The sequence below is a fragment of the Streptomyces albidus (ex Kaewkla and Franco 2022) genome, from assembly GCF_013870515.1.
Lineage (GTDB): Bacteria > Actinomycetota > Actinomycetes > Streptomycetales > Streptomycetaceae > Streptomyces > Streptomyces albidus.
The window spans coordinates 1-4,364 of sequence record NZ_JACBXA010000359.1 but is presented as its reverse complement, the minus strand read 5'-3'; the positions used below and the strand labels follow the sequence as shown (position 1 = coordinate 4,364).

Sequence of the window (4,364 nt, the reverse complement as noted above, 5' to 3'; positions counted from 1 at the left end):
GAGGAAGCCGTCGACCAGCCGGCTCACCAACGCCGCGCCGAGACCTTCCTTCGTGCCGAACTCGTTGTAAAGCGTCTGCCGGGACACACCTGCGGCGGCGGCGACGTCCACCATCCGCACTCCTGTCCAGGGCTGATTGCCGGCTGCCTCATGAGCGGCTTCCAGCAATGTCTCGCGCGCAGTAGGCATCGTGTCTCCGTACCCGGCGGCTGGGGTGCGGGACAGAATTGACGTGCCGCCAGGCTCTGTCAAGACAGCGCGCGCAGACCGGTCCGCCCGAATGGCAGGTACCCGCCTGCCTCGTCCGGGCATCGCCCTGTGGCTGGCGATCCACCCGGTCGATACTGTTCACACATGCCGGACTACCACGATGATCTGCGCCTCGCCCACGTACTGGCCGACGCCGCCGACGCCGCGACGATGGAGCGGTTCAAGGCTCTCGACCTCAAAATCGAGACAAAGCCGGACCTGACTCCGGTGAGCGAGGCCGACAAGGCTGCGGAGGAGCTGATCCGCACCTCGCTCAAGCGCACCCGTCCGCGGGACGCGGTGCTGGGCGAGGAGTTCGGCACGGAAGGGCACGGCTCCCGCCGCTGGATCATCGATCCGATCGACGGCACCAAGAACTACGTCCGCGGCGTGCCCGTCTGGGCGACTCTGATCGCCCTGACCGAGCTGGGAGAGGGCGGCGACCAGCCCGTCGTCGGCCTGGTCTCGGCCCCGGCCCTCAACCGCCGCTGGTGGGCCGCGAAGGGCAGGGGCGCCTACACGGGGCGCAGCCTCTCCCAGGCCAGCCGGCTGCGCGTCTCGCAGGTGGAATCCGTACGGGACGCGTCCATCGGGTACTCCTCACTGCACGGCTGGGAGGAGCGCGGCATGCTGCCCGGCTTCCTGGAGCTGACGCGCAGCTGCTGGCGTACGCGCGGCTACGGCGACTTCTGGCCGTACATGATGGTCGCCGAGGGCTCGATGGACGCCTGCGCGGAGCCCGAACTCTCCCTGTGGGACATGGCGGCGAACGCGATCATCGTGCAGGAGGCGGGCGGCACGTTCACCGGCCTCGACGGCAGGCGCGGGCCGCACAGCGGCAACGCGTTGGCCTCGAACGGTCGCCTGCACGAGGAAGTGCTCGCCTACCTGACGGCTTAGATCCTGACGGCTTGGATCCGACGGCTTGGATCCGACGGAGGGCGCGCAGTCCGGCCACCTTGCGCCACGTTGCCACCTCGCGTGTGACCGCGCCCTTGTTGTGCGGACGGAGGCATGTGAACATGAACCTCCGTAAGCTTGTGCCCTTGTGAATTACTTCTCGAAGGGGAAGTGGTTCCTCCAAGGAGGTGGCCCACGAACATGCCCACGCTCGTCCGAGACGCCATGAGCACTGTGGTCCTCACGATCGGCCCCGCCCACACCCTGCGGCAGGCGGCCGCACTGATGTCGGCCCGCAGAGTCGGCGCAGCAGTGGTCTTCGACCCCGACACCAGCGGGCTCGGCATTCTGACCGAGCGCGACATCCTCAACTCACTCGGCGCCGACCAGAACCCCGACCTCGAATCAGCACACGCGCACACCACGACCGACGTCGTCTTCGCGACTCCCGACTGGACCCTCGACCAGGCAGCCGCGGCCATGACGCACGGAGGCTTCCGCCACCTGATCGTGCTGGACGGACAGGAAGCGGTCGGAGTCGTCTCCGTGCGGGACATCGTGCGCTGCTGGTCCGGCAGAGAGGATGCCGCGCAGCCCCTCGCCGTGTGAGGACGGCACCCCTCGACTGCAAGGCGCCTCAAGGAGCGCCGCACGCACCGGAGGGACCGGCTTCACACCGGTCCCTCCGGGCTGTACGGCCAGCTGTCGGGTCAGCCGCGCAGGGCCTGGACCGCGGCCTCCAGTCGCTTGCCGTAGTCCTCGTCCGCCTTGCGGAAGTTCTCGATGGCCCGCTGGGCGATGTCGTCCCGCGAGACACGGGAGACGAAGCCCGCGATGTTGTCGATCAGACGCTGCTTGGCGTCCTCCGGCATCAGCCGGTAGAGGTTGCCCGCCTGGACGAAGTCGTCGTCCTCGGCGTGCGACGGGGTGACGTGATTGCCCGTCAGGCCCGCCACCGCGGTCGGCTCCCAAAGCGGCCTGTCCGTCTGCTTCGTGCCGTCGAAGCTGTTGGGCTCGTAGTTCTTCGCGCCGCCGTGCCGGCCGTCGTACATCACGCCGTCACGACCGTGCGAGTTGGCGTTCGTGGCGTGCGGACGGTTGACCGGCAGGTGGTCGCCGTTGATGCCCACGCGGTAGCGGTGGGCGTCGCCGTACGCGAAGAGACGGCCCTGGAGCATCTTGTCCGGGGACGGGCCGATGCCGGGCACGAAGTGGTGCGGCGAGAAGATCGACTGCTCGACCTCGGCGAAGATGTTCTCCGGGTTGCGGTTGAGCTCGAGCTTGCCGATCTCGATCGGCGGGTAGTCCTCGTGCGGCCAGACCTTGGTCAGGTCGAAGGGGTTGAAGCGGTAGTTCGACGCGTCCGCCGCCGGCATGATCTGCACCTGCACCGTCCAGCTCGGGTAGTCCCCGCGCTCGATGGACTCACGCAGGTCCCGCTGGTGGCTGTCCGGGTCCTTGCCCGCCAGGATCTCGGCTTCCTCGTTGCTGAGGGTCTCGATGCCCTGGTCGGTCTTGAAGTGGTACTTGACCCAGAAGACCTCGCCGTCGGCGTTCGTCCACTGGAAGGTGTGGGAGCCGTAGCCGTTCATGTGACGGTAGGTGGCGGGAATGCCGCGGTCACCCATGAGCCAGGTCACCTGGTGGGTCGACTCGGGTGAGAGGCCCCAGAAGTCCCAGACGTTGTCCGCCTCCTGCGAGCCCGTGTACGGGTCCCGCTTCTGGGTGTGGATGAAGTCGGGGAACTTGATGGCGTCCCGGATGAAGAAGACCGGGGTGTTGTTGCCGACGAGGTCGTAATTGCCCTCCTCGGTGTAGAACTTCAGCGCGAAGCCGCGGGGGTCCCGGACGGCGTCGGCCGCACCGAGGTTGCCCGCCACCGTCGAGAAGCGCAGGAAGGTCTCGGTCTGCTTGCCGACCTCGGAGAGGAACTTCGCCCGGGTGTAGCGCGACACGTCGGCGGTCAGCGTGAAGGTGCCGTACGCACCGGCACCGCGCGCATGCACGATGCGCTCCGGGATGCGCTCGCGGTTGAAGTGCGCCAGCTTTTCCAGAAGAAGCTGGTCCTGGATCAAGGCGGGTCCGCCGGGGCCGGCTGTCTGGGTCTGCTGGTTGTCCGCGACCGGAGCGCCGGCTTCCGTCGTCAGCGGACCGGTTGTCTTGTCCTGCACCGTCACGTACTCCTCTGCTTCGTACCTACCTGTGCTGGTCTGAGCTCCGCCGATCCTACATTGGACAATGTCTAAGTCAAGAACAGGACGAAGTCCGTACGGGTTCTCTTCCCGGACCCCGGCACTGCTAGGCTTTGCGTATGAGTGACCTGCTGGAGCGACTCCGTGAGCGAGGCTGGCGGCTCACCGCGCAGCGGCGAGTCGTCGCCGAGGTTCTGGACGGCGATCACGTTCACTACACGGCTGACGAGGTCCACGCACGCGCCTCCGCGCGCCTGCCCGAGATCGCACGCGCCACCGTCTACAACACGCTGAGCGAGCTCGTCTCCATCGGAGAGGTGATCGAGGTCAGCACGGACGGTCGCGCCAAGCGGTACGACCCCAACGCGCGGCACACTCACCAGCACTTGGTCTGTTCGAAGTGCGGCACCATCCGCGACGTCCACCCCTCGGGCGACCCGCTCGCAGAGCTCCCCGAGGCCGAGCGGTACGGCTTCACCATCTCGGACGCCAGCATCACCTACAGGGGTACGTGCCCCCAGTGCGCCGCCGCCTGACGCCGGCGAGCTGATCGCAGTGGGCCGAGCCCGCAGTGCAGCGAGCCAGAGGTGCAGCGAGCCCGGCGAACTGACCGTCCAGTGAACTGACGAGGGCGCCTCCGACCGAGGAAGCGCCGCCCGGAGTCCGTTTCTCTCGGACCCCCGATCTCTCGACGGCTGCCCACACATGACGAAGGCCCGGATCCTTGAGGATCCGGGCCTTCATCTTCAGTAGCGGGGACAGGATTTGAACCTGCGACCTCTGGGTTATGAGCCCAGCGAGCTACCGAGCTGCTCCACCCCGCGCCGTTGTGTCGTAACTCTAACCCTGCGGCGACGACCAGCGCAAATCGCTTCGGGAGCGCCTGCCCGTACCCGCGCACACGGCGCGGGTACGGGCTCTCAAGCGGTCAACTCGGAGCGCAGCGCGTCCCGCAGTTTGGCCGCACGCTCGGCGACCTCGGCGGGACCGAGCTCGACGGCCTGGGCACACCACCACTGGCCC

The 4,364-nt window shown here is 67.7% G+C and carries 5 protein-coding genes and 1 tRNA gene; 3 read left to right on the top strand and 3 right to left on the bottom strand.

The window, feature by feature from the left end; all coding sequences use genetic code 11:
* Positions 1–189: TetR/AcrR family transcriptional regulator (locus tag H5J26_RS32475; protein WP_181768899.1), on the bottom strand; the 189-nt coding region annotated here is incomplete at its 3' end.
* Positions 190–354: 165 nt separating this feature from the next.
* On the opposite strand from H5J26_RS32475, the gene hisN reads away from it, so the two are divergent.
* Both hisN and H5J26_RS28760 read left to right on the top strand, forming a co-directional pair.
* Entirely contained in the window at positions 355–1,149 is a 795-nt protein-coding gene (hisN, locus tag H5J26_RS28765; RefSeq protein WP_181768898.1) for a histidinol-phosphatase, read from the top strand.
* A 201-nt stretch (positions 1,150–1,350) separates the two neighbouring features.
* The gene (locus H5J26_RS28760; RefSeq protein WP_181768897.1) at positions 1,351–1,758 is read left to right on the top strand and encodes a cyclic nucleotide-binding/CBS domain-containing protein; all 408 of its coding nucleotides are present in this window, start codon (positions 1,351–1,353) and stop codon (positions 1,756–1,758) included.
* Between the two features lie 101 nt (positions 1,759–1,859).
* Here the strand turns inward: H5J26_RS28760 and H5J26_RS28755 are convergent, their stop codons facing one another.
* Positions 1,860–3,326: a catalase gene (locus H5J26_RS28755; protein ID WP_181768896.1), complete on the bottom strand. Its 1,467-nt coding sequence runs from the start codon at positions 3,324–3,326 to the stop codon at positions 1,860–1,862.
* A gap of 134 nt (positions 3,327–3,460) precedes the next feature.
* Between H5J26_RS28755 and H5J26_RS28750 the strand changes: the two genes are divergently transcribed.
* Positions 3,461–3,877 (top strand): Fur family transcriptional regulator, encoded by a 417-nt coding sequence (locus tag H5J26_RS28750; protein ID WP_181768895.1) that lies wholly within the window; start codon positions 3,461–3,463, stop codon positions 3,875–3,877.
* Between the two features lie 214 nt (positions 3,878–4,091).
* On the opposite strand, the gene H5J26_RS28745 is transcribed toward H5J26_RS28750, so the two are convergent.
* A tRNA-Met gene (locus H5J26_RS28745) sits at positions 4,092–4,165 on the bottom strand.
* Positions 4,166–4,364: the final 199 nt, after the last annotated feature.

Bases quoted from the DNA above. Each gene is read 5' to 3' on its own strand.
- hisN (WP_181768898.1), top strand. From the start codon at position 355: ATGCCGGACTACCACGATGATCTGCGCCTCGCCCACGTACTGGCCGAC.
- H5J26_RS28760 (WP_181768897.1), top strand. From the start codon at position 1,351: ATGCCCACGCTCGTCCGAGACGCCATGAGCACTGTGGTCCTCACGATC.
- H5J26_RS28750 (WP_181768895.1), top strand. From the start codon at position 3,461: ATGAGTGACCTGCTGGAGCGACTCCGTGAGCGAGGCTGGCGGCTCACC.